At 49.1% G+C, this 26018-nt stretch carries 25 protein-coding genes and 1 pseudogene; 9 read left to right on the top strand and 17 right to left on the bottom strand.

Annotated elements, in window-relative coordinates:
* Positions 1 to 7: 7 nt before the first annotated feature.
* Positions 8 to 1072: a M24 family metallopeptidase gene (locus PRZ02_RS05090; protein WP_449464748.1), complete on the bottom strand. Its 1065-nt coding sequence runs from the start codon at positions 1070 to 1072 to the stop codon at positions 8 to 10.
* 338 nt (positions 1073 to 1410) lie between these two features.
* Here PRZ02_RS05090 and eno point away from each other — a divergent pair, with 338 nt between their 5' ends.
* The 4 genes from eno to PRZ02_RS05070 all read left to right on the top strand — a co-directional run bounded on the left by eno (position 1411) and on the right by PRZ02_RS05070 (position 5133).
* Positions 1411 to 2691: a phosphopyruvate hydratase gene (eno, locus tag PRZ02_RS05085; protein ID WP_449464747.1), complete on the top strand. Its 1281-nt coding sequence runs from the start codon at positions 1411 to 1413 to the stop codon at positions 2689 to 2691.
* An 84-nt stretch (positions 2692 to 2775) separates the two neighbouring features.
* Entirely contained in the window at positions 2776 to 3396 is a 621-nt protein-coding gene (locus PRZ02_RS05080; protein WP_449464746.1) for a hypothetical protein, read from the top strand.
* Between the two features lie 926 nt (positions 3397 to 4322).
* Positions 4323 to 4790 carry a 40S ribosomal protein S19 gene (locus PRZ02_RS05075; RefSeq protein WP_449464745.1) on the top strand — a complete coding sequence of 156 codons (468 nt, stop codon included), beginning with the start codon at positions 4323 to 4325 and terminating at the stop codon, positions 4788 to 4790.
* Positions 4791 to 4800: 10 nt separating this feature from the next.
* Positions 4801 to 5133 (top strand): DNA-binding protein, encoded by a 333-nt coding sequence (locus PRZ02_RS05070; RefSeq protein WP_449464744.1) that lies wholly within the window; start codon positions 4801 to 4803, stop codon positions 5131 to 5133.
* Between the two features lie 6 nt (positions 5134 to 5139).
* Here PRZ02_RS05070 and PRZ02_RS05065 read toward each other — a convergent pair.
* The 3 genes and pseudogenes from PRZ02_RS05065 to PRZ02_RS05055 all read right to left on the bottom strand — a co-directional run.
* A pseudogene (locus tag PRZ02_RS05065) lies at positions 5140 to 5406 on the bottom strand (UPF0147 family protein); the annotation flags it as partial.
* Positions 5407 to 5468: 62 nt separating this feature from the next.
* A complete protein-coding gene (locus PRZ02_RS05060; RefSeq protein ID WP_449464743.1) occupies positions 5469 to 6209 on the bottom strand; it encodes a type II secretion system F family protein in 741 nt (246 codons plus the stop codon).
* A 56-nt stretch (positions 6210 to 6265) separates the two neighbouring features.
* On the bottom strand, positions 6266 to 6601 hold the full coding sequence (locus tag PRZ02_RS05055; protein WP_449464860.1) for a zinc ribbon domain-containing protein: 336 nt from the start codon (positions 6599 to 6601) through the stop codon (positions 6266 to 6268).
* Positions 6602 to 7187: 586 nt separating this feature from the next.
* Here PRZ02_RS05055 and PRZ02_RS05050 point away from each other — a divergent pair.
* From PRZ02_RS05050 to PRZ02_RS05040, 3 genes are all read left to right on the top strand, one after another.
* Positions 7188 to 7880: a DUF357 domain-containing protein gene (locus tag PRZ02_RS05050; RefSeq protein WP_449464742.1), complete on the top strand. Its 693-nt coding sequence runs from the start codon at positions 7188 to 7190 to the stop codon at positions 7878 to 7880.
* A gap of 82 nt (positions 7881 to 7962) precedes the next feature.
* Positions 7963 to 8268, top strand: coding sequence for an LSM domain-containing protein (locus PRZ02_RS05045; RefSeq protein WP_449464741.1), 306 nt, complete (start codon positions 7963 to 7965; stop codon positions 8266 to 8268).
* Between the two features lie 42 nt (positions 8269 to 8310).
* Positions 8311 to 8994 carry an HAD family hydrolase gene (locus PRZ02_RS05040; RefSeq protein ID WP_449464740.1) on the top strand — a complete coding sequence of 228 codons (684 nt, stop codon included), beginning with the start codon at positions 8311 to 8313 and terminating at the stop codon, positions 8992 to 8994.
* 235 nt (positions 8995 to 9229) lie between these two features.
* Here the strand turns inward: PRZ02_RS05040 and leuS are convergent, their stop codons facing one another.
* The 11 genes from leuS to PRZ02_RS04985 all read right to left on the bottom strand — a co-directional run bounded on the left by leuS (position 9230) and on the right by PRZ02_RS04985 (position 22042).
* On the bottom strand, positions 9230 to 12019 hold the full coding sequence (gene leuS, locus PRZ02_RS05035; RefSeq protein ID WP_449464739.1) for a leucine--tRNA ligase: 2790 nt from the start codon (positions 12017 to 12019) through the stop codon (positions 9230 to 9232).
* Positions 12020 to 12035: 16 nt separating this feature from the next.
* Complete coding sequence (gene alaS / locus PRZ02_RS05030; RefSeq protein ID WP_449464738.1) at positions 12036 to 14732, bottom strand: alanine--tRNA ligase; 2697 nt, start codon at positions 14730 to 14732, stop codon at positions 12036 to 12038.
* A 22-nt stretch (positions 14733 to 14754) separates the two neighbouring features.
* The gene (gene sufU / locus PRZ02_RS05025; protein ID WP_449464737.1) at positions 14755 to 15138 is read right to left on the bottom strand and encodes a Fe-S cluster assembly sulfur transfer protein SufU; all 384 of its coding nucleotides are present in this window, start codon (positions 15136 to 15138) and stop codon (positions 14755 to 14757) included.
* Complete coding sequence (locus PRZ02_RS05020; RefSeq protein ID WP_449464736.1) at positions 15131 to 16369, bottom strand: cysteine desulfurase; 1239 nt, start codon at positions 16367 to 16369, stop codon at positions 15131 to 15133. Before PRZ02_RS05020 ends, sufU begins: the two co-directional genes overlap by 8 nt.
* Positions 16341 to 17459, bottom strand: coding sequence for a SufD family Fe-S cluster assembly protein (locus PRZ02_RS05015; protein WP_449464735.1), 1119 nt, complete (start codon positions 17457 to 17459; stop codon positions 16341 to 16343). Before PRZ02_RS05015 ends, PRZ02_RS05020 begins: the two co-directional genes overlap by 29 nt.
* Positions 17460 to 18842, bottom strand: coding sequence for a Fe-S cluster assembly protein SufB (gene sufB, locus PRZ02_RS05010; RefSeq protein ID WP_449464734.1), 1383 nt, complete (start codon positions 18840 to 18842; stop codon positions 17460 to 17462). It abuts the gene before it with no gap.
* The gene (gene sufC, locus PRZ02_RS05005) at positions 18805 to 19557 is read right to left on the bottom strand and encodes a Fe-S cluster assembly ATPase SufC (protein ID WP_449464733.1); all 753 of its coding nucleotides are present in this window, start codon (positions 19555 to 19557) and stop codon (positions 18805 to 18807) included. Before sufC ends, sufB begins: the two co-directional genes overlap by 38 nt.
* A gap of 35 nt (positions 19558 to 19592) precedes the next feature.
* Positions 19593 to 20942, bottom strand: a complete 1350-nt coding sequence (locus tag PRZ02_RS05000) for an NfeD family protein (protein WP_449464732.1) — start codon at positions 20940 to 20942, stop codon at positions 19593 to 19595.
* Between the two features lie 54 nt (positions 20943 to 20996).
* Positions 20997 to 21155 carry a 50S ribosomal protein L39e gene (rpl39e, locus tag PRZ02_RS04995; RefSeq protein ID WP_449464731.1) on the bottom strand — a complete coding sequence of 53 codons (159 nt, stop codon included), beginning with the start codon at positions 21153 to 21155 and terminating at the stop codon, positions 20997 to 20999.
* A 21-nt stretch (positions 21156 to 21176) separates the two neighbouring features.
* Entirely contained in the window at positions 21177 to 21494 is a 318-nt protein-coding gene (rpl12p, locus tag PRZ02_RS04990; protein WP_449464730.1) for a 50S ribosomal protein P1, read from the bottom strand.
* A 188-nt stretch (positions 21495 to 21682) separates the two neighbouring features.
* Positions 21683 to 22042 carry a hypothetical protein gene (locus tag PRZ02_RS04985; protein WP_449464729.1) on the bottom strand — a complete coding sequence of 120 codons (360 nt, stop codon included), beginning with the start codon at positions 22040 to 22042 and terminating at the stop codon, positions 21683 to 21685.
* A 110-nt stretch (positions 22043 to 22152) separates the two neighbouring features.
* Here PRZ02_RS04985 and tmk point away from each other — a divergent pair, with 110 nt between their 5' ends.
* Complete coding sequence (tmk, locus tag PRZ02_RS04980; protein WP_449464728.1) at positions 22153 to 22776, top strand: dTMP kinase; 624 nt, start codon at positions 22153 to 22155, stop codon at positions 22774 to 22776.
* An 80-nt stretch (positions 22777 to 22856) separates the two neighbouring features.
* Positions 22857 to 23537, top strand: coding sequence for a hypothetical protein (locus tag PRZ02_RS04975; protein WP_449464727.1), 681 nt, complete (start codon positions 22857 to 22859; stop codon positions 23535 to 23537).
* Here PRZ02_RS04975 and PRZ02_RS04970 read toward each other — a convergent pair.
* Together PRZ02_RS04970 and PRZ02_RS04965 are read right to left on the bottom strand one after the other, a co-directional pair.
* Positions 23457 to 24503 (bottom strand): type II secretion system F family protein, encoded by a 1047-nt coding sequence (locus PRZ02_RS04970; protein WP_449464726.1) that lies wholly within the window; start codon positions 24501 to 24503, stop codon positions 23457 to 23459. The two genes, PRZ02_RS04975 and PRZ02_RS04970, sit on opposite strands and share 81 nt — an antisense overlap.
* Positions 24500 to 25999, bottom strand: coding sequence for a type II/IV secretion system ATPase subunit (locus PRZ02_RS04965; protein WP_449464725.1), 1500 nt, complete (start codon positions 25997 to 25999; stop codon positions 24500 to 24502). Before PRZ02_RS04965 ends, PRZ02_RS04970 begins: the two co-directional genes overlap by 4 nt.
* Positions 26000 to 26018 lie beyond the last annotated feature (19 nt).

Raw genomic sequence — 26018 nt, 5'->3', positions numbered from 1 at the left:
AAAAGACCTAAGGCACGACGGGCAGAGACGATAACCGCCTCACCTCTTTCTCCTCAGCCAAAAAATCGTCCTCTATCCTTATACCTCCCACGCCCGGTATGTAAACCCCGGGCTCTATAGTGAAGACGTGGCCAGGCGAGAGGTGATCTTTTGACGTTACGCTGAGGTAAGGATACTCATGAACGTCAAGCCCTATACCGTGGCCCAATGAGTGTATGTAGTACTTGTCAAGCCCATATTTCGCCAGATTGGTTATGGCTAACTTGGCAACTTCTGAGAGAGGCTGCCCCACTTTCAACGAGTTATAGCACGTGTTTTGCGTTTCCCGGACGGCCTCAAAGCACCTTTTCATCATCTGGCCCACGTCTCCCATGAAGACCGTCCTAGTTAAGTCGCTGTCATAACCCTCATATTGCGCTCCAAAGTCTATGACCACTACCTCGCCATCTCTTATTTTCTTGCTGCTTGACGTTGCATGTGGATTAGCTGCCCTCTCGCCACTGGCAACTATTGTGGGAAAAGCAACCCCTTCAGCTCCGCGTTCCTTCATTGCTTTCTCGAGTTCAGCTGCTACGTGATTCTCCGTAACGCCAGGCTTGACCTCTTCTAGCACTTCCTTAAATGACTCTTCGGCCACGCTTATAGCTCCTCTTATCCTTCTAAGCTCGTCTTCGTCCTTTATGGACCTGAGTTGTTCTATGACCTGTGAAATACCTGCCCACTTGTCGTTGTACTTCCTTATATGCTCATAAAAAGAAAGGGTCACGCTCTCATCTTCTAGGCCTAGTACCCCCTTCGAGGCCTCCTGGCCAACCGACCTCAACACTTCGTCTTGGAAGTTCTTGGTTTTCTCCACCACCACCAACTCGTCGTACTTAGCGTCTTGAGCATCCGGAGCCTCCAGCTCTGTCACGTAAAGCCTACTCCTGCCGTCAGCACTGAGGAGGAGATAGGCTCCGCCAAGCCCCTTAAAGCCTGAAAAATACCTTAACGATTCGTAAGAACTGATCAGGGCGTACTCAATAGAAGCTCCTTTGAACAGCGCTTGAATGCGCTTCTTAAAATCTATCATGTCTTTACAGCGAACAACGCTTATAAGCGTTGGCCGAACACCACCAGTTAGCGGACAACAGCTTGTTTTTCTGATCTAGAAAGCCACATAGTTAAAACCGTGCATGTTTCAGGCGAGTGAATTGTACCTTCTTCGCACTCCATCGTGAACGGGCATGTAAAACATGGAGGCAAACTATTTATGTCAAGCTTAATGGTCTCCTTCATCCTATGAGAGTTACGAGCGGCCACGTTTAAGCCTAGCTGTCCTTGGCAACGATCATAGGGACCATCGCACCAGAAGCAGGGCGTCGCCATTGTCCGTGAGAAAAGCATAATTACCGCCGCTGGTTAAGAGGTATGACTAAATACGCTATAGCTGATGTTAAAGCCAGATGGATCCTCGACTCTCGCGCAAATCCAACCGTGGAAACGGAGGTCAGAACTGAAGGAGGTACTGTGGCCGTGGCCGCTGTGCCCAGTGGTGCTTCCAAAGGAGAGTTCGAAGCGCTCGAACTCAGAGATGGAGGATCGGCATTTCATGGATTAGGCGTTAAAAAAGCCGTAGATAACGTGAACTCGATCATAGGGCCCAAGGTAAAGGGCATGGATGTCAGGGAGCAAAAGCAAATAGATGATACCATGATCGCGTTAGACGGCACGCCCAACAAATCCAAGCTGGGCGCTAATGCCGTACTCTCAGTTTCGCTTGCCGTTGCAAGGGCAGCGGCCCTTGCCCAAGGGATGCAATTGCACGAGTGGATATCCAAACTTTACGATAGAAAGCCGCTGTTACCGGTGCCGTTCTCAAATGTTCTCAATGGTGGAGAGCATGCTGGAAATGATCTCTCGATACAGGAGTTCATGGTGGTACCCGTTGGGCTTAAGACATTTCATGAGGCGCTACAGGCGGTCAGCGAAATCTACGTTTCGCTTAGATCGTATGTAACAAAGAGGTATGGGGCTGTAGCCAAGAACGTCGGAGATGAAGGAGGAGTTGCGCCGCCTATGGGTAACACCCAAGAGGCCCTGTCCGCGCTGGAAAGCGCAATCGCGGACGCCGGTTACTCAAACGGAAAGGAAATAAGGCTTGCCATGGACGCGGCATCGAGCACTTTCTTTATCAACGGAAAGTACAAAATTGACGGAAGGCTCCTAACTAAAGAAGAGCTCATGGATTACTGGAAACAGGTAATAGCAGCACATAAGATAATGAGCATCGAGGATCCGTTTGAGCAAAACGACTTTGAAACTACCGCCAAGTTCACTGCTCAAGTGAAACCAGTTCAGGTTGTCGGCGATGACATATTTGTCACACAAATCGCTCGCCTCAAGAGGGGCATAGATGCAGGAGCGTGCAACGCCCTGTTGCTAAAGGTCAATCAGGTGGGATCACTAACGGAGGCAATTAACGCGGGCCTGCTCGCAATTAAGTCCGGTTACTCCGTGATGGTAAGCCACAGAAGCGGTGAGACCACGGACGATTTCATTGCCGATTTAGCTGTGGGTCTGGGCACTGGGCAGATAAAAACTGGGGCGCCGGCCAGAGGAGAAAGGGTAGCAAAGTATAACAGGCTACTCAAGATAGAGGATGATGTTGGAATTCCATACGCGGGACCTTCGATTGCATCAAAAAGCTAAGAGCACCCTTCACGAATCGCTTCAAAATTTTTTTCGAGAGAAGGGGGCATAAAGGAAGCGTGTGTAGGGAGCTTCCGCATAGACGTGCTAAGGGGGAACGAAGCAATAGAGATACAGCTTAGCGAAGCCTATAAGCTGAAGACGAAGATAAGGGCCCTACTAGGTATGGGCTACATGGTAAAGCTGGTAATACCGATACAGGCGGTACTGGAAACGCCAAGCGGAACCATTTACAAAAAACAGACGGCTAAGATCTTCAGGGAACTAGCTGGACTTGCAGGGCTTTTCCCAGCTGATGGCCTTGAAGTCCTTCTCATGTATCTCAAAGAAAAAAGGACTTGGTCGAGAGTAAAAAGAGGAAGAAGATACGTAATGCCAAGGGGAAAATTCAAGAGAGACACAATCCCCTCGGAGATCATAAAAACCGTTTCCCTGAAAACGCGTGAGGACCTACTGAGACTTCTTGTGCTTCCATCTGGCGACTTCACCAGCTTCCAACTATCGAGGACCAATTCCATGACGCCGGCTACCGGATCAAGAGCATGTTACATACTGAGGCACGCAGGGATCATAACGGTCGTGGGCAAGAGGGGGAGGGCTTACATCTATCGTTCGAAATCCCCTCAGACTAACTCTGATAAGTCACGAATTCCTGTTTTCCGACGCTCATCATTGGGGATGTTTAATCCAGCAATCCTCTGTTAAGCTTTGCTTCAAGGCGCATTACTGGGTAATTGCAAGCAATATTATCGGAGCAACAACGGACTGTTACGTTTAAGTTTCGCTATGTGGTCAAGTTTCGGGGTTAGATTATGCGCTTTGTTCAGGATTGAGATGACCCGCAAGATTTAGATGAGGCAAGAAGCATCAAATATCCGGGATAGATCTTCTCAAGGCCTTTAGCTTAAAATAGTCTAAGCCCATAACTCAAGGAAACACAGACTATAATAGCTATTAACAGGATCTTTGCAAAGCATTTATATTTATTCGTAACCGCTTATTAATATTAATGAAGGAGGTATGCTGAAGGAAAGAATGAGGACAAGGTCCATAGCGGCGAAAAACACCGAATGAACAGCATCAGCGTGGGTTGTTAGAACTGACTTGCAATAGACCGGAGATATAATCCACGCCATGAAAAGAAGTACAGGCAATGGTCTGGCACGAGGGTACCTGAAAAATGTTGGGCGTTGCTCTTAATCAAAAATTAAGTATTTTCGGCTGCTTCCTAGGCCAAGGAAAACTGTGAGATGGTTCGCACGATGAAAGCACTTGCTCCGATATGCCAAGACTTACCGCCTCCGAGGCGAAAGCCATTTTTAAGGGCTTAGCTTACTTTTACGGTAAGATGATTACGAAAGATTTCTGATAGGTTTAATCTAAGAGCTGGCACGATATAATGCTTACTTGACCCCCTTCACGACGGTAACCCCTGGTGTAGACGGCCGCGCACCAAACTGCACATAGCCATGAATATATGCGAAATACGAATTCGTGATTCTTTACTATACCCAGCAGGCACGCCGAGACCAAACACTGGACCCATCGTTCACTTTCCAATCAAGACCCACAAGACCAAGACCTTCACGCGTAACGACAAAGTTAAAAGCAAAGCACCTTATTGAAATAGATTGGAGAAGCTGAACTATAGGGCAGTATCATCCCAATATTTGGTGGGGCCTCTAGCCACAAGGCTGAAGTCATTTGAGCAAATAACGCAGCCAGCATGGGCGAACTACGCTAAAACTGCAACCTTTAAGCAATCACTGCCACAGGACCCAGACTGGTGGTATAAGCGCGTGGCGTCTGTGCTCGTTAAGCTATCGCAAGAACCGACCTTAGGCGTCAGCCGGCTCTCAAGCACGTACGGGGGCAGGATCATAAGCAGGGCAAAACCCCACCATGTCGCAAGAGGGTCCAGAAAGACCATAAGGATCATAATAGATCAGCTCGAACAAGCAGGCCTAATAGCCATAAGTGGCAACGCCAAGGTTCTCACACCCACCGCGGAAGCCCTGCTAAACGATGTAGCTAGGGGAGTCGTGGAAAAAATGAAGAAGGAAGAGCCAAGGTTGGAAATATACAACTGGGCCTTCTGAGGTGATAACCGTGGCTGAGGATGATGACGAGGAACTAAACGAACTCAAAAGAAGGAGGCTTCAAGACCTGAGTTCTTCCTACTATAGCAAGAAGGCGCAGGAAAAGCAAATAGAGGAAGAGAGGCGCAACATACTAAGGGAGATACTTGAACCTGATGCAAGAGCCAGGCTTGATAACCTGAGAATAGTTAGACCTGACTTCACGGAACTTATTGAGAACCAACTCATAGCCCTCTACCAGCAAGGAAGGATAAGTCGCGTAAGCGACGAGCAACTCAAAGCCCTACTTTACAACTTGTCTTCTAGACAAAAAAACACCACTATTCACATAGAAGAAAAGTAAACATCGGTCCTTAACTTTCTCAAGCATGCTTGCAACGTTCCAAAACTGCACCCTGGTTCTTGTAGGCATGTTGGGATCCTGAGATATTTCGTCAAGGATACTAAGAGCGTTGGCCGCCCTCACACCCGGGCTTACTGACGTATCCTGCAAATATTCAATTGCATCTAAAACAGCGCGCCTAATGTTCTTCGGGACATGAATATCATTACTTATATCCTGCAAAATCTTTATAGATAACTTAATCGCATCTGCTGCATTCAGAGGGACGGACATACCACATCACATTTTGATTAGAAGACATAGAATAAAAGCATAGCACCGGCCCTAGCCCTTTTTTAGAACAGAAACATGTATGAGAAAACTATGAGCACCAACGTCATGACGGCTACATGCAAAAGACCGGATGTGGCTTTCCCCTTATTTATTTCTCCGGCTAGCAAACCCAGAAACACGCTTTCAGAAAGGGCAACGTAATAGCTCACGCTCCTAAAAAGCGATGGGGAGAGGCTAGACTTTTCAGAAAAAAGTGGGATAGTACTCGTAGTATAAGGGGTTATCTTTATAGTTGCCCCGATTGCAAGCAGAAACGTAAAGAATGCCACATATGTTATTATAACGTGAATCCTAGTCTCAGACTCTCTCCTCCTCTGAAGCTCAACGTATTGAGCCTGAAATGTGCCGAGCTCGTCAAGAAACGTATGCATTTCCGGTGTTAAGTTCAAAAGATCCTTTATGGATGCTATGGAGTAGTTCGATATTCTGCTCTTCAGCGCGGAGGACAAAGAGATAAGGGCATGTTGCAGTGGAACACCAAGGGTAAGCCTTGAGACGAAAGCCTTAAGTACCGGCTTCAAGGGACCATACTCACCCTCTGAAGCTACTACGAATGCCTTGACAAGCGGAGAGCCACCTCTGATGGCCCGCGCAACGTTAAAGAGATAAGTAGAAAAGTAAAAATCCATTAACATCCTTTTCCTATCCATAAGCGTGAAAAGCACTCCAAGAGGAAACGATACGGCAAATATCACCGCGCCAAGTAGAAGTTCGAAGTTTTCTGATAGCACCGCAGCCAGCATCTCGTTAAATTTCGACTCACAGCCGTATAAAGCTTGCCATGAACTGCGCTGCCCTTTCAGAAAGACCACCTATTGAACCACCAGCATCTCCCTGCACAGGTAAAGCCTACGCAGCTCCAAAGTCGCATCTTTGTAAAGCGATTTCGGACCACGCCCGCCCTACTTTTGTCGCACTCATTTTTCATGATGTAGGTGACCACCTTCAAGCCACTCAAGTCGCGATCTATCATAAGACCGTAGACGCAGTGTAAACATAGCGTTGTGCTTGCGGTCAGAGAGCTTCGGGTAGTGCCCGATAGCCCGCACCTTGAACACGCCTTTGAAGAGGGATCAAGCCTGCTCATCTTTACCAAGTCCTTTCTGCGCTTTCTCGCTTTTCGTTCAGCTTCCATTTGAAGGTATGTCATGAGGCATCTCCTACCGCCTTCGATGGGTAATGGTTCCGCGCAATTCCCTGAACGTCGAGGTCTTCAGCTATTGATGGTATCGTGCTGCTAGCCTATCGCGCCAAATGCGTCATCGAGCAGCTCGCGCTTATTGCGCAACCCTTCATGGCTTCTTCGGAGCCCTCTTACGTCCTTTCTCGGGTTTTTATCCCTATCTTATCCTGACCAATAACCACTTCTGCGGTACTTTTCAGCCTCTTCTCGACCCTCTTTATGGATTCGGCGCGCCAACCACCACGCCAACGCTGAGTTGCCTTTCAAGTAAGCCTTCTGGACCCTGCCAGGATAGATCTTTACTTTGACGGCACCTATCGCGTTATAAATGATAATGGCCTCATTATAAAAATCTCTCCAAAAGATATCCATTTTTTTCCTAACGGAACGAGGATTTTGTCCCTTTTCTAAAATGGTTAAGTGAAAGTTTACGCCAAGCTTATCTCTTAAGTGAACCCACAATACAGAGAAACGCCACTCAACAACTGCTAGGCTTCAGTCAGCCCGTTAGGCTAAATAGCCCTCCCAACCAAGTCGTATGGACGAGGAAGCCGTCAGGGAAAGAGCTGAGAGGTACATAAGGAACTTAAAGGGTATAATTCCTGGCCTAGAGCCAATTAAACCAATTGAGCTGGCAAAACAGTACCTCAGCGATTCCGAGTATTACCTGGCCAAGGGTGACTACGTATCTTCAATAGTATGCTCATCGTATGCCGAAGGAATCATAGATGGACTAAGGGAAAACGGTACAGTTAGCGCAAGCTGGAAGACAGATCTGCTTCAAGAGAAGAGCGTAGCAGCCGCTGGCACTTGGGATATCATACATCCAGGTCACATAAAGCTCCTTGAGTTTGCTGCATCCTTGGGCGACCTAACCGTCATAGTTTCGAGAGACAAAAACGCCACGAAGGCAAAAGGCCACACTCCCATGTTACCAGAGCAACAAAGGCTTGCCGTGGTATCCGCCTTAAAACCAGTCAAGAGGGCCATTTTGGGATCGCTGAATGGTGATCCCGTCAAGACCGTGGCTGATCTTAAGCCGGACTTCTTTGTGCTAGGGCCCGACCAACCGTACGATGAACGTGAGCTCGAGCAGAAGCTCAAAAGCTATGGTTGCAACACGAAAGTGATAAGATTCAACCAGCGTTTCACATCACCAGGACTCATAACAAGCACAAGTAAGATCGTGGAAGTGATAAGGGCGCGCAATGACTCGGGAATCGTTTCATGAAACCTTGAGGTGATGAACCGTTTCAATCTCGGCCGCTGATATGTTTATAAACTCCCCACTTTTAATTAAAAAGGTGTAATGCTTGATATCCAGAAGGATAAGGGAAGAGGAACCTGAAAGGAATCAACAAAATCGCAATAATGTCGAAACGCCGCTTAGGCTATTGAAGAAGGCGCTCAACGCGCCCGTTACCGTTAAGCTAAAGGACGGTGAAGAGTACAAGGGTATACTTAACAATTATGACCCTACCATGAACATCGTACTGGATGAGTCCACTCAAGTAGATGAAAACGGTAACGCGCTGGTATCCTTCGGTAAAATACTCATAAGGGGAAACAACATACTTTACATAATTGTGGGGGACTCAACTAACAAAGCCGCGAAATAAACGCGTAACGCTTATGTTTGCCGCAAGGGAGATTAATTCCCCTTGCGCGAAAACTCAGGTGCTGGCGGCTTCAAGGCAATAATATTTGATATGGATGGAACCCTTCTCGATTCAAAGTCTGCTTTCATAAAACAACTCGAAGACTTTTTCACCATACACCACGTAAATGGCGTCAACAAGACAAGCATAACAAAACTCGTAGGAAAGAACTACCATGACATATTCCAAGAGGTTTTTGATGGCGTGGATGCCGAACAGGAAAAGCAGTGGATCGATTGGATGAATTACAGCTACAGGTTCTACTACATAAACAAGTTCGCCAGGCTGTTTCCTGGCGCGCTCAGATGCATTAGACGGCTAAAGGCGCAAGGGTTCAAGGTCGGCGTTGCCACAAACGCGCCGAAGATCATACTAGAGTATTTCATGAGCAAGTACGAGTTTGAGCAAATGGGTATAATCGGGGTTTCGGGTGATGATGTCGAAAGAAAAAAGCCCTATCCCGATATGCTTTTGAAGCTAATGAAGCAACTGGATTGCAAGCCTGATAGCACGATCTACGTCGGTGATATGGATATAGACGTGAGGGCTGCACGCGCAGCATCAATACCATCAATTGCTGTCCTGACTGGACTATCCGATATTACAGCTATAGAATCTGAGCATCCAGACGTAATAGCCCCATCAATTGAATGGGTATGTAATATGATAACTTCCTCGTCATCATAGACCACGCCTTACACCCTTATATTTGGCTTGTAAGCAAGCGTCTCTTGGCCTATTGCCATCCCATCGCCACCCTCACGCGACATTTCAATCCCAAATTAGTGTGATGAACTCGCATATTCGCGCTCCTCCCCGTGAACCTCCCGAAGATGCATAGGCAGAATGCCTGAGTAATGGCATAAGGCACGCTTCGAACATGGTCTCCAGTTATAAGGGAAAAACTCCACTACCCTTTGAATCAAACCACCTCAAAAAGCGGCCTTAGGGGAATGGGAACGTATTCCTTATCACCAACCCTGAACTTACCCTTCCGACCTACCACCACGGGAATCCCTAGTTCCGATGAAAGAAACGCCGCGGCCTCGTTCATCAACACATCCTCTTGCGCCGCCAGTTTTTCCATCACGGTCTTCTCGTTAGGACCAAGCTGCGATGCGGCATTAATTAGCTTCTTATAAAGCGAACGTTGCTCCTTAGGAAGCGCCTCCGCTCCTAGCCGCCCTGTCATTATATCTAGCATGGGCCTCGTCGTCTCGCTCTGATGTATAACCAAAGACCTGGCCTTGCTGCCTCTTTTGGCCCATAGGCTCATCACTTCTTTAGCGCTTTCAAAGAGACGCTGCACGTACTCCTCTTTGCCCAACACCATTGGCTCATCAGGAACCGCAAATGACTGAGGCCAAGGCTGGGTGCTTATGTGCTCTCTTTCACCCATCGTTTCCCAAGCTTCCTCCGAGGCATAAGGCATGAACGGTTCAAGAAGCCTCGTCCAATTCTTCAGGACCTCAAGCGCTGCCTCTGAGTACGATGATAATCCCTTGCTGACCCTTCTCCTCGCATACCATCTGAAGTCGAGCCAGAACTCGAACAGAGCGTAGTTAAGGGCTGTCCTGGTCCTGTACTCTTCCATGGCCGAGGCAACTTGCTCCAACGTCTTGTTGAATTTTGCCTTAATCCAAAGGTCCATATCATCAGGCATTCCATCATGATCCGACATTACCTGCTTGACCAAGCTCAGAAATGACTCGACCTTCTCTGCCATGGCATCCACATCAGCCCATTTGAAGTCCGGGTCATCCATGCCTTCAGCTGAATTTATAAGGGCTAGCCTTAACGCGTCGCTTCCCCTTCTCTCAATTGCTTTTTCAAGCGTAACGAAGAGTCCCTTTGACTTCGACATCTTGTTGCCCTCAATGGATGCAAAGCCGTTTACGGCAATTGCCCTGGGCCACTTGTCTTCCGGAAATATGGCCACATGTTGAAGTATGAAGAAAATCAGGTGATTAGACACCAGGTCCTTGCCAGAAGCCCTAATATCTACGGGATACCAGTAGTCAAACTCATGCCTTATCTGATCTAGTAACGAGACAGGCACACCAGTAATCGAAGAAACTTTGGAGGCGTTCCCTTCGCCAAGAAGAACGTAGTCAAAAAACTCAGTAGTCATGGACTCGGGCTTGACAAGCCCCGCGTTGACGTACTTCGATATGGTGTAGTAGGCCATGTAAATCGTTGAGTCGCTTAGGGTTTCAACGAGCCAGTCCGAATCCCAAGGCAAAGGAGTGCCAAGGCCGCTCCTCCTAGCACATGGTTTATCGCCTACCCAGTCAAGAACATCTAGAAAGGCCTGTCTTGCTGCTGGCGGATAAAACTTCATGTTTTCTATTGCCTTACGAGCCCTTGCCTTTAGCTCGGGATCCGAGTACTTGAGGAACCACTGATCCTGGAGGATTTTAACGTCGCAGGTAGTACCGCACCTGCACACCACCTTCTCGGGAAGCTCGTAGAACGCGAATCCAAGGCTCGCGCTTTTCAGCCTCTCTGACACCACCCTACGCGCATCTGAAACCTTCATTCCAGCGAGGTCGCCTACGACCATTACTCCCTTTCTGAGCTCAATGGAGTAGATTTTTTTTGTTGCGTCCTCAGCCCGGGGGTCCGATTGGCTCCTTATGCCCTCCTTCTCACACTCTTCTATCGCAGGATAATCACCGTATCCCTCGACCTTTATCACCGAGATTGGCTGCCGCGGCATTCCCAGGTCCTTAAGCGCAAGATAGTCAAAGGGTGCATGTGCAGGAACGCTAAACACAACGGCAGTTCCGAACTCTGGATCAATGAACGTAGCTGGAAGAACGGGAACCACGCTTGCCGTCAGCGGCACCTTCACGCTCTCGCCTATCAGCTGATCGCCCCGTATCGTCGCCGAAACTGCCACGGAGAAGCCCTGATCAAGGAGCTTCTGAACTGCGCCTTTACCCACAATCCAGCGTTCTCCTAGCACTTCCAGTTCAGCGTAGTCGACGTTTGGCGAAAGCCAAACGTTCGTTACGCCGTAAAGCGTTTCGGGGCGGAACGTGACCGCGACCAGATACGCTCCCTTGAATTTACCTGAGACCAGCTCAAACTTAATCGCGGTCATTTCCTCAGGGGATACTCCCTCTCCCTGCAGCCTATCGTGATCTCCCACAGGGCTGAGGTCCCGAGGGCACCAAACCACGGGATGCGTTCCCTTTACAACGTAGCCCAACTTCCTAAGCCTGTCATATTGCCAAGTCACGAAGGCGTTAAAGCCGGGATTATGCGAAGTCGTGAAGAACTCCCTTCTCCAATCTATTGAAACCCCGTACTTTATCAGGGTGTCCTTGCCCTGTTTCGTGAAGTACCTTGCCAAATAGACGGGGTCAGTAAACTTCTTAACCTCATCCATGCTCACGCCAGCTATTTCAACCAGTGGGTTTATCGCCTTGGGGTCGCCTTCAGCTATTCTCTTTGCTTCTCCGGCTATGGGCTGTCCGGTCCAATGCCAAGCCCATGGGAAGAGAACGTTGTACCCACGAGCCCGTTTGTACCTCGCAAGCGCGTCTAGCCTACCCACGGTATAGCCATGCCCCACATGAAGCGGCCCATCCATATAAGGAAAAGGAAAAGTAACAAAAAACTTCCGCCTTTCGTCGGGATCTGCTTCATAAACATGCTCGCTGACGAAGCGCTGAGACCACTTGATCTCGTAATCTGGCACAGCCATAATTCAAGCACCGGTACTAGCTCTCGACTATGGAGCGTAAAAGCTCATCGTCGATCGGCTTTTCGAAGACGAACTCCAAAAGCTTTGCGCTCCCTCCTCCTTTTCCTCCTGCCTTCTTAAGGGGCTCTAGGGCGAAGTCAACCGATGCAGGGCTTCCGAGCTTAGCGGCCAAGGCCACCCTCCTGCGGTCCGAACTCAGCACTATGGCCACTTCGGACTGGTTTGTTGCCTCCACTGCCACGTCCCTTGGTTCAAGATCGTCTTTTAACTTTATGAGTTTGGCCCTAAAACCATGCGCGCTAAGTTCCTGAGCCCCGCTCGCATATTCCCTCGCCAATGAATTTTTCAGTGATTCTATTTGCTTTCTATTGTTATGCAGCTCTTCAGTGAGCTTGCCCAGCTTCTCAAACAGGGTTTCGGTATTGCCCTCAACCATCTGAGCTGCCCTTGATAACGCTTCATCATTATCCTGAACGTACTTAAGCGCTGCAAACCCAACTGAAAACTCGAACCTGAAAACCGATTCCTGTATCCTGTTAACGGAGCGGATCTTAAGCAGTCCTATGTCTCCCGTTCTCTTGACGTGCGTCCCTCCACATGCTTCCGCGTCAACGTCATCAATCCTCACGATCCTTAACCTTTTGCCGGGGACAACCCCGCCTTGGTATATCTGATATCCATAGGCTGCCTCCGCTATGTCCCGCTCAAGCTCAAGTTTCTCCACAGATAAGTTATCCATTATCCAGCCGTTAGCTAAGCGCTCTACTTCCCTTATCTGCTCCCTCGATATGGGCTTATAATGCAAGAGGTCAAGCCTGTTAATTTCTTCTCCTTTTTGAGCTCCCATCTGCCATATATGATCGCCCAGCACTTTTCTTGCGGCAGCGAGAAGGAGATGAGTACCGGTGTGCCCGCGCATAAGCTGTTTTCTCCTCTCCCAATCTACGAGCCCTTTGGCTAAAATGCCTGGCGTTGGAGGGCTCCCATTTATCGTCACCTCATGTACTATGGTCCCGGAGGACGTCTTGTAGACCCTGTTCACTCTGGCCTTTCCTCCGTCCCACAGAAGTTCTCCTGTATCCGAGGGCTGGCCACCCCCTTCTGGATAGAAGGCCGTTTGATCGAGAACGATGTACTCTCCGTCGGGAAATTTCTCATAACGCTGAACCCTGCCGCTGAACTCGGGAGCATCCCGCTCGTAATATAGGGGTCTTGTTTCTGGCATGCCCACGAAAGCATCTTCGTGCGGCACCGTCCTCCTACTTTTCTCGCCAAGCCTTCCCCTTGGAGCGGAGGCGTGAAGCGCGGCAAGTCTTGAGTAAAAATCCGCAGGCACGCTTACCTGCATCCCCTTTTCTGAAAGCGCCTTGGTTATCAACTCAATCGGCACACCGTATGAATCATATAGCTTCATCAACGTGTCCTCGTTTACCGTGCCAACGCTTGCGATCTTTCTCTCAAGCACGCCCAGTCCCTTCTTTAGCGTGTCGTCGTACTTCTCTTCCTCCATGCTAACTAGCTCGAGCACGCGGTCCTGTTCATTCAGAAGGTTCGGGAAGTCCGGTGACCACTCCTTGATCTGCAATGCTACGAGCTCCTCCAGAGGGACCTTCATCGATAACAACATCTTCAGCCTTAGCGCCCTTCTCAATATTAGCCGAGCAAGGTATCCCTCCCCAGCATTTGATGGAATGACGCCGTCAGCCAGCAGGAAAGCTATGGTCTTCGTGTGATCCAAAAGCCCACCTAGGTATTGGTAGGGTTTTATCTGCTTAGCGTAGTCTTCGCTACTCATGCCCATGGCCTTGGCCATAAGCGAGTCAGCTACCGAAGGATCGCCTAACCCGTAAATCGAAGCCCGTGTCATCATCGCGAGCGTTTCGCTTGATGGCAACGTAAGGCCAGCTTTATCGGCAAACACCCCTATCAGGTTGGGGAATATCGCCTCAAATGCCGTGGGCGTACCCTGAGATACCCAAGAGAACCGCTCTATTCCATATCCCGTATCAACTATCTTCATAGGCATCTCAACGTACTTCCCGTTAGACTCCACGAACTTCATGAAGACCAGTGTCTCCAGCTCAAGACCGCCGTAAATCACCTCGAAAGCAGGACCCGCGTTTCCTCCGCCTTCCCAGAAGTCCTCCTTAAGCGTTATTTCATCTTCGCTAACTCCCAGAGATTCTAAGAAGTCCAGACCATATGCTACGGTTTCATCCTTCCAGTATTTCCAGTCATCCTGGCGGTTGAAAGCGTGCGCTCCTCCCATCTCGAAAATTGTAAGGTGCCTACCAGCGGTCAACCCAACACGATCGACGTCCACAAACCTTATGCATGGTTGAGAGACAACAAGCGGATTCGCAGGAGGAGGTATAAGACCTGTTGTGACGTATGGTTGAAAAAGGACTATGCTAGCGCTGGTTAGGTAAAGGTCGTCCCGCCAGCGGGCAACTACAGGCCTAGGGGCTATGATCGTGTGCCCCCTATCTTCAAAAAACTTCAAAAAATATTGCCTCATTTCCCTGACGTTCATGGACCTGTTGAACTTGTTACCCCCCATGAAAGTGTAAGGATCGCAAGGGGCCTCGCCACACGTTTCCCTTTTCGGATCCTTTGTCCAGAAATACGTCCCACAAACCTTGCACTTCTTCCTAACGAAACCCCTTTCCTTAAGCGTCCTAAGCTCAAACTCAGAGGGATCTATGGCGTCCATAACCCTAAAGAGATGGCAACCCTTAAGCTTGCTTTTGTCCCTGGAGCAAGCTCATCTTAAGCACCTTAAGCGGTAACATCGCACACTTTCCCCTTTCCGGTGTTATGCTCTTAAGGCCTAAAAGTCCAAGCACATCCGGCTCGCCCATCTCAAGAACCTTTTCTACGGTTTTTCCCTTCACGTTTTCCGTTAAAAGTGACGCCGACGCTATGCAAACTGCACATCCTACTCCTGTAAACATGACGTCATCGATCTTTCCGTCCTTAACGCGAACCTCCATCTGTATTACGTCGCCGCAATTGCTGTTTGAATCACGGTACTTTCCCGTCGCGTCCTTAAGATGCCCAAAGTTACTTGGATGCCTGTAGTGGTCAAGTATGAGCTCTCTATAGAGGTCATCACTCAACGGAGAACACCCTCTTTACTTTCTTTATACCCTGAATCAAGGCTTCAACATCCTCTTTGTCGTTATAGATGTAGAAGCTGGCCCTGGCAGCAGCCGGTATGCCGTACCTATCCATGATGGGCATTGCACAGTGATGGCCCGACCTTATGGTAATTCCCTCGGTGTCAAGTATTTGAGCAACGTCATGAGCGTGCACGCTGTCGATGTTAAACGAGATAACGCCTCCCCGTTTTTCTGCGTCAAGAGGACCATAAACGTGAACTGAGCTCTCATTTGCCATAAGGGAAAGAGCGTAGGCCGTCAGCTCTTTCTCGTGAGACCTAACCCAGTTCATGCCCAGGTTTCTCAAGTAGTTAACGGCCTCCGATAGCCCTATGGCCCCCTCGACGTTTGGTGTACCTGCCTCAAATTTATATGGGACGTCGTTCCAGTTAACTTCTCCTATGTGAACCTCTTTGATCATCTCGCCTCCCGTCAAAAACGGAGGCATATCTTCAAGTAACTCATATCTACCGTAAAGGCCGCCTATTCCCATCGGCCCCAGCATCTTATGCCCTGAAAAGGCCATAAAATCGCAGCCAATCTCTTTAACGTTAACTGGCATATGAGGAACGCTCTGCGCCCCATCCAAAACGCAGACGGCACCTGCGTCCTTTGCCTTTCTGGCTATGGCCTTCGCGTCATTGATGGTTCCGAGAACATTAGAGGCATGTGTTATGGCGACGATCTTTGGCCCCAGCTTGAGCTTCTCCTCCAGGCAACCCTTGTCCAACAGGCCTTCATCGGTAATCCTCACCACTTCCAACTTAGCGTTCTTCTCCGTGGCCAGCAACTTCCAGGGCAAGAAGTTGCTATGATGTTCCATTTCCGTCGTTACTATGACGTCACCCTCCCTTACGTTGGCCCTTCCCCACGAATAAGCAACCAAGTTCAGGGCTTCGGTAGCGTTTCTGGTGAAAACCAGCTCTTCGGGTTTGGCACCAACAAAAGAGGCTATATTTGACCTGGCATCCTCGTATGCCTGCGTTGCCTCCTCGCTCATCTCGTAAAGGCCCCTATGTACGTTTGAGTTCATCTGTTCGTAAAAGTGCTTCACGGCATTTATCACCTGCACCAGGCGCTGGCTAGTAGCAGCGCTGTCAAGGTAAACAAGCCTCTTCCCGTTTTCAAGCCTCGAAAGAATTGGAAAATCGTGCCTTATCCTATGTACAAGCTCCGAACTCTCGACCAAGTACGATCTCCTCCAAAACCTCTTCAAGAGGCACGATCCTTTCGAAGGGCGATAGGAAACCCCTTATCAAAAGCGAGACGGCCTCTTTTTCGCTTAGTCCTCTGCTCTCAAGGTAAAACAGTTCCTTATCTCCGATTCTTCCAGACCAAGAGCCATGCCTTGCTTGCACTTCTTTTTCGTATATGTCAAGCGAGGGAGAAGTTATGGCTTTGGCCTCCTTGCCTATCATTATCACCCTTTCCTGCAAGTTTGCTTTGCTCCCAATGGCGTCCTTAGGTATGCTGGTCAGCCCCCTTATCACCCCTTTGCCAAGTACCGCGGCCCTCATGTCAACTTCGCTTTCTGACCGAGAGGCATGCCTGACGTTAAACATGGAATCTCCAAAAGATGATTTAGGAATGAGCTCCGCGACCCTCGCGCTTAAACTAGCACCCTCTCCAACGACCACCTCACCAAAGTGCCTGCCGTAACTCCCAGCTAAGTGCAGGGCATCCAGCTTTAACGATGAACTAGCCCCGAGATCTGCGCTGAAACCTGTAAACTCAACTGGTGATGAGCCTGCCTTGTAGGCAAGGTCCACAGTAGATCCGGGCTCACACACAACATCGATGCGGGATGCCACAAGCTTCGTGCTTTTTTCGTGCAGGATACCCAAAGGGGTGACTACCGTAGCGCTAAGCGATGAGCCCTTTCCCACCTTGAAAACAAGCCTGAATGGCAGCCTGTCAACTAAAGATATCTTAAGAACAGCTGACTCACCGTTCTTGACGTCAATGACGTAACCGTGTTTCCATCCAGCCAGCGAAAGCAGTTCAACCTTGTCTTCGGATAAGCGTTGAAGCTGTTGGGCTACCCAACCATCATGGACCCTGCTTAAGAGCGGCGCCGCCTCAAAATCACCTTCTCCCTTTACCTGAAATCCCCCCTCATCGGGAGTCTCAAATCCCTCCGGAAAATCCATACCGAAATCAGAGTATTTTAGTTCTTCCCTGTATATTAGCCTGCCATCCTTCATCTCCTTCCACTTCAAGGGAGATAGGGACCTGTAGCGATCTTCCGCCATGAGCCTAAATCCATCATATTCAGTCAATCACGCCACCTCATTTTTAACTTCCGTTTCGACTATCTTATTGAACTCAACGGCGTATTCTAAAGGTATCTTCTTGGTCACAGGCTCCATGAATCCCCTGACTATCAATCCCCTTGCCTCCTCCTCTGAGAAGCCCCTGCTCATGAGGTAGAAGAGCTGTTCTTCGGCTATCCTTCCCGCGGTTGCCTCATGGGAAACGTCTGCATCAGATTCGTAGACCTCTTCGGTCGGGAAAGTGGCCGTAGAGCTATCATCGCTTATGAGGAGCGAATCGCATTTTACCGAGTTACGACTACCCATCGCACCTGGGTTAACCTTTACCTCTCCCCGGTATATCGCCCTTCCGCTTCCCTTGCTTATGCTGCGAGATAGGACGTAGGCAGACGTGTCAGGAGCGGCATGAGCCACTTTTGCCCCCGCCTCAAGGACCTGTCCACTTCCGGCCATGGAAACGTAGAAGTGCTCTGCCCTTGCTCCCCTTCCAGCTAGCACGCTCGCTGGATAGAGCATTGTGACCCTGCTCCCCAAAGATGCCTCGACCCACTCCATCTTTCCCCCCTCTTCCACAATGGCCCTCTTGGTACCCAAATTATACATGTTCTTGCTCCAGTTCTGTATCGTAGTTACCCTTACGCGGGCATTCCTTCCCACAAATACCTCGACAACTCCCGCGTGAAGACCTCCTTTGACGTACATTGGCGCAGAACATCCCTCTATGTACTCCACGGAGGCATCGTCCTCGGCGATTATGATCGTGTGCTCGAACTGGCCCATGGAGGGGTGATCGACCAAGTAATATACCTGCACTGGCATGCTCACCTTAACTCCCTTGGGGACGTAGAGGAAGGTGCCGCCGCTCCATATGGCTCCGTTGAGCGCGGCGAACTTGTGATAAGTAGGAGGAACGCAGCGCGTCATGAAGTACTTTTGGATAATGTCAGGATACCTCTTAACCGCCTCGTCCATACTCATGAAGATAACGCCCTGCTTTGCCGCCTGATCTTTCATCCGCTCGTAGATCACCTCTGATTGGTACATTATGCCGTTTCCAGCCAAGAAGTTCCTCTCGGCCTCGGGTATGCCTAAGGCATCAAACGTTTTCTTGAGGTCAGCGGGAAGATCGCTTAAGCTGCTGGCTTTTTCCACGCTGGGCTTAACGTAATAGGCGAGGTCATCAAGCTCCAGCCCACTGAGATCGACACCCCAGGTCGGCATAGGCTTGCTCTCAAATACCGAAAGGGAGTAAAGCCTCTTCTTCAACATCCAATCCGGCTCTCCTTTTTCTCTAGAGAGAGCCGTAACTACTTCCTCGTTAATGTGCTTTAGCTCAGTGATCCCTTCCAGCCTACTCGCCTCCCCATCTCGAATATCCTTCTCTTTCAATTATCCTGGCCAAGGTAATATCGCCCTCGTCAACTATTTTCCCGCCTTTCATGACGTAAACGACGTCGGGTTCGATGTAATTTAGCAGATCAAAGTGATGCGTGATTATCAAAGCAGAATGCCCGTCTTCCACAAACCTCTTTATGGCATCCGCTACCACCCTTAAAGAATCAACGTCAAGGCCTGAATCCACCTCGTCGAGTATGGCGAGCTTCGGCTGAAGCATGAGCATCTGCAGCACCTCGGATTTCTTTCCCTCTCCCCCTGAAAATCCCTCATTGACCCCACGCTCCAAAAAAGTCTCAGGGAATGACAACATGCTGGCTGTTGCGGACAACTTCTTCCTGAAATCTATTATGGACGGCCTACCAGGACCACTCCAGCGAACCCTATACGCCTCCCATATCATATCCTTTAACGGGACCCCAGGTATCTCCACCTGCTTCTGAAATGCCAAGAAAAGGCCCTTCTTCGCTCTCTCGTCAGCCCCTAAAGAAAGTAGGTCAACCCCGTCGAACTCGATTTTTCCAGATTTCACCACGAAGTCAGGGGAACCAGCTAAGGTCAGTGCAAGAGTAGACTTGCCCGATCCGTTTGGCCCCATTATAACGTGAACTCCGCCGTCCGGTAAAGAGAAAGTTACCCCATTGAGTATGTCCTTGCCATTTTTTGCTGAGACGGAAAGGTCTTCAACATCAAGGGTCATTTCAATCATTCAAGGTATAACTCACGCTATTAAGTATAACGCTGTTATCCGCCAGAATCCTCCGCTAACTTTTCCACCCTAAGGATTATGCCGTTTACACCAGTCACCCTTACCCGATCGCCTTTTTTTATAACGTCAGAGGAAATCGCAGACCACTCCTCTGAGCTAACGATCACCGTGCCCTTTCCATCCCGGAAGTCCTCTGAAGCCCTTCCCGTGAGCCCGATCAGTCTCTCATTGTCGATGAGTTTAGGCTTAGCCCTCAACGCTTGCCTAACCTTATCGAGGTAGAAAACGGCAAACCCCAGCGCGGCCGCTAAAAACCCAAACTCCACTCCCGTTACGACGGTAAACGCCGGCTGACTTGAGAAGTACCCGGGTGCTGAAGGAGATTCGTGTACTGAAGGGATCACAACCTCGCCATATAGCATGAGGAGGGCAGCCAACGATATTATGACGCCTGATGCCGCAAATAACCCATGCCCAGCTTTGAGCTCCAGAAACATGAAAGCTCCCGCTATAGCAAAAAGAATTATGGCTATGGGTGACGCGCCAACTATCCCCATGCCATAAAGACCTAGGGCCAATGAAACGAGACCTACTACCGTCAATATTCCGGTGGGATGATAAAGATCAATAAGTATCGCGAAGAAACCCAAGTCGAGGAGCAACGCATCAAGCGTGCTGTTACTCAGATCGTATCTGAACTGATCCGCTAGGCTAGGTCCCACTATGTTAACGCTTGCCTGCGGGGGAATTATCCCCTCGGATTTCAGCATCGATATCAGCTGAGTTAAGTTGCTAGCGTAGCCATTCACAACATGTAAGGATATTGCTTGCTGCCATGTGTACGTCAACCCGCCTTCTGTTTTGTTGACGTTAGCCGAAACCATCATCCCTGCGGCCGTTCCATTGCGGCCATGCAGCGCGGCCTCTGATGACACCATTTCAGAATAGGCCCCCATTATCTTCTGAACAACGTAGGTTGGCTCCGGCGTGGAAAAGATCGGAGAAGCTCCCCCAAAGCTTGACCCATTTTGAAGATATATGTAGTTAGCCGCTTCCGATATCAGGGAGCCAGCGCTAAAAACCCCTGGGGAAATTCCATAAACTATGAAAGTGCCATTATAGTTACTCTCGTAGTTATCAATGGCACTAATCATGTTAAGCATGTTAGATGAATCACCACCTGGGGTCGTGATCTCAAGGATGAAGTAGCGGTAGCCGCTAGCCTCAGCAACATTGATGTTGTTAATAAGGTAGTCCTGAGATGCAGGGTTTATTTCCATGTTCATGCTAATACCATACACCTGCTGCCCCACGCTCATAGCCGAGGCGGCAAAGCAAAACACGCCGAATAAGAGCATCATCGCCAAAACAAAAACGATCTTCACAATTGTAAAAACGCGCGCGTTTAAACGGATTTTCTGGAAATCAGACGCTTAAAATCACAGCTTTAGGCGAGGGCTCCTCCTCCAGCTCCGCATCCTTCTCGTGCGCCTCACTTTTCCTGCAGTTTTTTGCACGACCCATATGGGCACTGGTTCGGCTCTCCTGTTAGCCTTGGCCAGCCTTGCCTTCCTGGAGAAGGGTTTGCTCTTCGCCAAAGGGCTCACCACGACCAGCGCTTATCCAAAGAGGGCCCCTAATCCCTCTGCAGCCTCTTCCTCTTCCTTCTCTTCTTCCTTTGGCTCTTCCTTCTTCTCCGCTGGCTTAGCTGCCTCTTCAACTTTAGGTTGTGGCGCAACTGCAGCTGGTGCTGCTGCAACCGCAGTGGCATTCTTGAGCGCTTCATCGATGTTTATATTTTTAAGGGCTGCAACTGTCGCCTTAACCCTTACGTCGTCAGCCTGTATGCCAGCCGCTTCCAGCACCTTTTTCAAATTGTCCTCGGTAACCTCCTTACCTGCCTGATGGATCAATAGAGACGCATATACATACTCCATGGTTAAGTCACTGGAAAATAGGACGTCACTATTAAAGTTTAATGGATACAGCTATGGACGTCATCCCAAATCATGATGGAAAACAGGCCTTTATCAGGTAACCTTTCACGCGGAACACTAACCAAGAGAGCACAAAGAACAAGATTAAGACATCGCACTTGGCTGGTAATCCGGCACAACGCACTTAATCATTGCATCAAAATCATCGCATGTGGGCATCGCCGCGGCAAGGCCCGCATGCCATCCTCATCTTTTTCCTTCCTTAATTTTGGGTAGCTTCTGCTCACGCGGTAGCCGCATGATAAACAGGTCGTAACGGCCCTCCCACGTCTTAACCTTACCCGCGATGTAACAGAGGGAACCAAGACGGAGCCGCACTCAGGGCACACTTCGCGCCTAAGATAATATGGCCTTTGAATGTTGAACCTATCACAGAGCAGCAAGGCCTTCTGAGCGTACTCCTTAGAATTGGGCTTTTTTGCATTTTTTTCTGCCAAGCTCAGGTAATAGGTGACAACGCTTAGGACTTCAGCCTCTTTTTTGCCCATCGTCAAAAAGTGATGGCAACTCTCTTTAAAGGTTAGTTGTCAGCTCCCTTAGGAGCTAGTCGAGGCAGCTCACACCAACACGCATTTATGCGAGGAGGCCTTACTATGGGTTGAGGGGTCTATTTGTTACTATCGAGGGCATTGACGGCTGCGGAAAGACCACGCAGGCGAGACTACTTCATAAGAGGTTACTTCGCGACGGAATCGATACAATACTAACACATGAACCAACAGATGGCCAGATAGGGAGGCTGATACAAAAACTGCTCAAAGGACAAGGGGAAGTTCCAGCGAAGCTCCTAGCGCTGCTCTTCGCTGCGGACCGCTATGATCACGTTGAAAAGCTCATAAGACCAGCGCTACAGTCAGGCAAAATAGTGATATGCGACCGCTACTATCACTCAAGCATAGCATATCAGAGCTCCATGGGGGTCGACGAGGCCTACGTGAAGTGCATCAACGACTTCGCTCTAAAGCCTGACCTAGCCATACTCCTTAGGATTAGCGCTAAGACGGCAACGGCACGCGTAACCAAAAGAAAACATGTTCAATATACCGAGCAGGAAACCCTTCAGACTCGCGTTCAGCAAAAATACGAGCAACTCTGTCGCGAAGGTGAGCTAATCCCCATAGATGCAGAGGGAAACCGCGCGGACGTCCAACGGAAAATATGGGCCCTTGTATCCGAAAAGCTCTCTGAAAGGCACGTTCACTATGAAAGGTCTGCTCCTTGAAGTCGTGCAGCACTTGCTTAACCTGTATTATCAACTGAGCTTACGCAACTTTTTTATGTCCAGGGTACTGTTGATAGCGTATGGAAAACAGCGACCAGGAGAAGGCGTTATCATGGATAAAGAAAAGAATTGAGGAGCTCGACGAGGAATTAGCGGCGCTTAAAGCACTGGTGAGCGTAATGGAAAGCAACAGGACCCCGAAAGCAGAAGGCGTCCAAGTGGAGACCGAGGAGCCCAAGCAAGGCTCGGTCGAAGTCAGCGAAAAAACACCTCCCAAGGAAGCGAGGCCAGAACCCGTGCCGCAACCTGCGAAAGAAGAGGTCAGCGAGGTACCAACGGCACAAATATCCATAGGCGACAGGAAGGTTGCGGCCATATTCCAGCACGATAACGAAATGAAGATAGATCTGTTGGTAGCCCTTAAGCCCGATATCCCTCCTTTTAAGTCGTTCTTCCTGGATAAAGTTCTGGGGGACTACGAGAAGAGGGATAAGCAAAGAGAACAGGAGGGACAACTACCTGCTGGAGGCGCTTTAACTTACGAGGTACTCACCGATAACGAGAACAACATAACGCAGATAAAAATCAAAAACATAAACGATCAGAGAAGAACAAGGGAGATCATATCCACGATACGCTGGACCATCGCAAGAATGATGGAAAAGGAAAACCGCCGACCTTCACATCCGAGGGGTAATCGAGCTCACGCTTTCCATAGCTACCAGGAACATCAGCGGCATTATCACAAAGCTCGTAACTAAAATAAGCGCCGTTGGATTAAGTCCAAAGAACCCTCCGCCGATAGTTGCCGCGATCATGCCCATAGTCAATATCGTAATCGGAAGTATGACGAACAGGGATATCACGCTTTCAGTCAACGCTCCTAGGTTTTCAAGGAACTTATCGATCGTAAGGCGCTTCTGGTTCATTATGTTCTCCCTTTCGTGATTTATGAAGGGCCTGAGATCCACACTGCTCTTCATGCTCAGCACAAAGCTAGATAAGAAATTGGAAAGCTCGTCTGATGGGCTTCTTTTGGCTGCGTTCATTATTGCATCAGATGGGGATATTCCTAGGAGGTCTATCTCTTTCCTTATCTCGTTAATCTCGTCTATCCATATGCCATATATGTGCCTGTCCTTAAAGGAATTTATGAGCTCTTTCAACGGTGCCCCTGCTTCTATGTAGCTCGCGAACCTCTCCACAATGAAGGGCAGCACTGCCTCCAACTCTACTTTTCTTGACGATTTCTTAGACGATACGTAATAAAGGGGAGCTCCGAGTCCCAGCGAGAATCCTATAAGCCCTGTCGACGTCCCAAGCACCAAAGCGCTGACCAAATTACGGGTGATTGAAAAGAAGACCGCGAAGCCCGTGAAGAAACCTCCCACGGTTCCAACGAACATAAGTACCGACCAAAAGGCCATGAAATCCTGCTCATCAACGTAAATACCGGCCTTCTTGAGCTCGGGCACGTACTCACGCACCAACGACGATAAGATCGAGAGAAAACCCATGTTCCGCCTGCTCCAAGCGCCAGCGCTCACTAAGGACTTGTTCTTTATGATAATTTCCTCACGGGTAGGCTCCTCTTCCAAGGAACCTCCTTCTAGCCGCTCGGCCTCGTCCGGAGGGACCTTGCCTGAAGACGCCTCAGATGGGGTGCGAACCTCTCCTATCTGAATTGTAACGTTAACCTTCTTTTTGAATAAGTCTTTAAGTTTCACTGGGAACGCCCCGATTGATTCGATAACCTTGCCTTGATGACTATTTCCTTTTTGTTTGCATAATAATCGCGCATAACCGATATGACATCCATTCTGGTATTTCTGTGGGTCCTAGCCATCCACTTGAGTATCTCAGCCTTGTCATCTACCTCGAGGTAAATCTCCTTTAACGGCCTCTTAGTAGACGAAGATATAGATTCCATTACCACGCTGTTACCATACTCGACTATATCCTTAGACGGATTCCAGGTCGCGTAGTTCTGATAAAGAACTCTGTTTGTTGCCAAGTCATAGCTTGTTATCTCGTCTATGGAACTTACCCTTCTAACGAAGCCAGAGTGGGTCGATATGCGGCTTATGTGCACTACAGCGGACACGGCAGGGATAAGCGATGGAGACACTGATATGGGGGGACTTATCAACCTGTTTATCATAGAATCCACGCTGTCGGCGTGAATTGTGGTTAGCCCACCGTGACCGGTCATTATAGACTGGAAGAACACAACGGCCTCCTCCCCCCTTATCTCGCCAACGACTATGTAGTCGGGTCTCTGCCTTAAGCTCGCCTTAAGCAACTCAAAAAGGGTTATGCTTGATTGCTCTCCCTCTATGCCCTTGCTGTGCAGAGATACCCAGTTCTCCCTTTCAAGCCTGAGCTCCGGTGTCTCCTCTATGGTAACTATCCTTTCCTGTGGGTCGATTAAGTCTATTATGGCATTCAAGAGCGTGGTTTTTCCGGCCCCCGTAGACCCTATCACAACGACGGATTTCTTTGATTCCAGTAGCTCCCATATGTAGGCCGCTTCCTTGGGCTCGAGGACTTTATTCGATATAAGGTCAATTATGGTAAGAGGCTCTGGCCTAAAGTTCCTTATGGTGAAAGTAGAACCGCTTCCAGATACCTCCTTCTTGTATGTTATTAGCACCCTACTGCCATTCGGCAAGATACCATCCACTATCGGCTTAGCCAAGGAGATATCCCTGTTCGCCATAAAGGCAAGCCTTTCAACCATGGCATCCAACTCCTCTTCTGAATTAAATATGACATTTGTTTCAAGCTCCCCATATCTCCTGTGAACCACGAAGACGGGAATCGCTGTCCCGTTGCAAACTACATCCTCGACGTTAACATCCCTGATCAATGGCGTTATCTTTCCATAATCTATAAGATCTCTGGTTAGGTAGTAGTAATACTTTTGAAGAACGTTGCCAGGCACGCTGATCTTGTTGCGCTTTATAACGTGCAGTACAGCAGTCTTCAGCAGTTCAACTGCTTTCTCTCTATCTAGGCTTATTGCTTCAAGCGGAACAACCCACTCCTCCAGAAGATACTGCTTTATTATGCCTATCTTTTTCACGTCTTCCTCGCTCAGCCTAGGTTCAACAACCTCATAAACCAGGGCGTTTGTTGAGGTCTCTCTGCGTATCCCAGCGTAACAGTAAGGGGCCTCGACAGGATACATCTCGATATAACTCTTGGAGGCCGTAGCAGACATACGGTGCATATTATGCAGT

Origin of the sequence: Tardisphaera saccharovorans (assembly GCF_046635845.1) — an archaeon.
Lineage (GTDB): Archaea > Thermoproteota > Thermoprotei_A > Marsarchaeales > UBA168 > UBA168.
The sequence above is the reverse complement of the archived record's forward strand: the minus strand, read 5'-3'. Positions and strand labels throughout refer to the sequence as shown.